Annotated in this window: 2 protein-coding genes; both read left to right on the plus strand. The window is 74.6% G+C overall.

Annotation, left to right across the window (positions count from 1 at the left end; translation table 11 throughout):
* The coding region (locus VR45_RS25295; protein WP_045942139.1) for an error-prone DNA polymerase at positions 1-2,070 on the plus strand (2,070 nt) is incomplete at its 5' end.
* A gap of 33 nt (positions 2,071-2,103) precedes the next feature.
* A complete protein-coding gene (locus VR45_RS42655; RefSeq protein WP_052709359.1) occupies positions 2,104-2,862 on the plus strand; it encodes a DUF4232 domain-containing protein in 759 nt (252 codons plus the stop codon).
* Positions 2,863-3,023 lie beyond the last annotated feature (161 nt).

Raw genomic sequence — 3,023 nt, forward strand, 5'->3', positions numbered from 1 at the left:
GAGGACATCTGGTGCCAGGGGCGCGGCTCGGCGGCGAACTCGGCGGTCTGCTTCGCGCTCGGGATCACCGCCGTCGACCCGGTGCACTACAAGCTGCTCTTCGAACGTTTTCTCTCCACCGCCCGGGACGGGCCGCCGGACATCGATCTGGACATCGAGAACCGCCGCCGCGAGGAGGTCATCCAGTACGTCTACCGCCGGTACGGGCGCGAGCATGCCGCCCAGGTGGCCAATGTGATCACCTACCGGCCCCGGCTGGCGCTGCGCGACGCCGCCCGGGTGCTGGGCTACCCGCAGGGGCAGGTCGACGCGTTCAGTCGGCAGGCGGACTTCCGCTCGCCGCCCGGCGAGGACGCCGTCATCCCCGCCGACGTGCTCTCGCTCGCCGGCCAACTCCACGGACTGCCACGCCACTTGGGCATCCACTCGGGCGGCATGGTGCTCACCGGGGAGCCGATCGCCGAGATCTGCCCGACCGAGTGGGCCCGGATGCCGGGGCGGTCCGTGCTGCAGTGGGACAAGGAGTCGGTGGCCGGCGCCGGGCTGGTCAAGATCGACCTGCTCGGCCTCGGCATGCTCGCCGCGCTGCACGACACCTGCGACCTGGTCGCCCGCGCCCGCCACCACGGCCGGCACTACGACCTGGCGACCATCCCGGACGACGACGCGGGCGTGTACGCGATGCTGCGGCGGGCCGACACGGTCGGGGTGTTCCAGGTCGAGTCGCGGGCCCAGATGGCCACCCTGCCCCGCCTCAAGCCGGACCACTTCTACGACCTGGTGGTGGAGGTCGCGCTGATCCGGCCCGGCCCGATCCAGGGCGGCTCCGTCCACCCCTACCTGCGCCGCCGCGCCGGGGTGGAGCCGGCCGGCTGCCCGCACCCGCTGATGGAGAACGCGCTCGGCAAGACCCTCGGGGTGCCGCTGTTCCAGGAGCAGATGATGCAACTCGCCATCGACTGCGCCGGGTTCACCCCCGCCGAGGCGGACCGGCTGCGCCAGGCGATGGGCGCCAAGCGCTCCCACGAACGGGTCGCCCGGCTGCGGGAACGGCTGCTGGAGGGCATGGCCGAGCGCGGCATCCCGCAGGAGGTGGCGGAGGACGTCTATGTGAAGATCGAGGCCTTCTCCAACTACGGCTTCCCGGAGAGCCATGCGATCAGCTTCGCCTACCTGGTGTACGCCAGCGCCTGGCTCAAGTACCACTATCCGGCGGCCTTCACCTGCGCCCTGCTGGCCAACCAGCCGATGGGCTTCTACTCGCCGCTCAGTCTGATCTCGGACGCCCGGCGGCACGGCGTGCGGGTGCGCGGGGTGGACGTCAACGCCAGCGGCCCCGCGCCCACCCTGGAGCCGTACCGGGGGCCGACGCCCGCGCCGCCGCTGACCGCGGGCCTGCCGCAGCCCGCGATCCGGCTCGGCCTGGACACCGTGCGCGGCATCGGCACCGCGCAGGCCGAGGCGATCGCGGCCGGGCGCCCGTACACGGACCTGGAGGACTTCGCCCGCCGGACCGGTCTGCCGGCGCCGGGCCTGGAGGCGCTGGCCGCGGCGGGCGCGTTCGGCTGCTTCGGGCTCGGACGGCGGCAGGCGCTCTGGGCGGCGGGCGCGTTCGCGGGCGTCTCGGCGGACCTCATCCCGGGCACGACGCCCGGCACCGAGGCGCCGGACCTGCCCGCGATGACCCCGATCGAGGAGACCATCGCCGACCTCTGGGCCACCGGGACGTCCGCGACCAGCCATCCGCTCCAGCATCTGCGCGCCCACCTGGACCGCGGCGGCGCACTCCCGGCGGAGCGGCTCCCGGAGGTGCCGGACGGGACGGCGGTGGTGGTCGGCGGCCTGGTCACCCACCGGCAGCGGCCGCCGACGGCGGGCGGGGTGCTCTTCCTCAGCCTGGAGGACGAGACCGGTCTGATCAATGTGATCTGCAGCCGGCCGGTCTGGGAGTCCCAGCGTCGTACCGCCCTCGACCGGGCCGGACTGCTGGTCCACGGGCACATCGAACGGGACCGGGGCGCCACCAATCTGGTCGCCACCCGGCTCGCCCCGCTGCGGATCGGGCTGTGACGCGCCGGATTCGTTCGTGCCATGATCGTCCCTATGGAATCGACGCCGTCGCCGACCCCACCCCCGCCCACCGTCCGCTCCCGGGCCTCCGCCCGGGCGGGGCTGCTGCTCGCGGCGGGCGTGCTCGCGACGGCCGGATGCGGCAGTACCCCGGCGACCGGGGCGGGCGGGGGAGCGCCCACCCCGGCGCGCACCATCGGCGACGCGCCTCTCGTGGTCACGCCGACCTCCGCGGTCACGCCGCCCCTCGTGGTCACGCCGACCCCCGCACCCGCCGCGAGCACCGGATCCACCCCGGGGCCCGTCCGGGCGGTGCCCCTGCCGGGTTCCACGCCTACCGCCACCCCGGCCCCGTCGCTCGTCTGCTCCCCCGAGGGCGTCGCCCTGACCGTCGGCGAGGCCGAGGCCGCGATGGGCCTGCGGGTGATGCCGGTCCGGCTGACCAACTGCGGCACCCGCCCCTACAGCCTCAACGGCCACCCCGCCGTCCGGGTCCTGGACGCCGAACGCGCCCCGCTCGCCGTCACCGTCAAGCACGGCTCGGCCGGCATCGCCACCCTGGCGAACTTCGACGCGGCCCCGAAGCCGCTGACCCTGCAGCCCCGCGAGTACGCCGAGTTCCAGTTGGTCTGGCGCAACACCGTGACCGCGGGCAACAAGGCCCCCGACAACGGTCGTTACCTCGACATCGCCCCGCTCCCCGGCCGCCCCCGGCTGACCGTCCCGGCCGACCTCGACCTCGGCACCACCGGCCGGCTCGGCGTCGCCCCCTGGTCCGCGCCCGCGGGGTAGTCCCCAACACCCCCGCCCGCCAGGCGACATGACAGCACCGGGACAATGGCCCCATGTCCGAACAGTAGCTCTCGGCGTTCGCGGTCGACGGCGACGCCCTGCTGCGCACGGTCGGCTCCGGCGAGGAGTCCTTCGTCCGGGCCGCGCTGGACCGGATCGCA

Source organism: Streptomyces sp. NRRL S-495 (assembly GCF_000966955.1).
Taxonomy (GTDB): Bacteria; Actinomycetota; Actinomycetes; order Streptomycetales; family Streptomycetaceae; genus Kitasatospora; species Kitasatospora purpeofusca.

Bases quoted from the DNA above. Each gene is read 5' to 3' on its own strand.
- VR45_RS42655 (WP_052709359.1), top strand. From the start codon at position 2,104: ATGGAATCGACGCCGTCGCCGACCCCACCCCCGCCCACCGTCCGCTCC.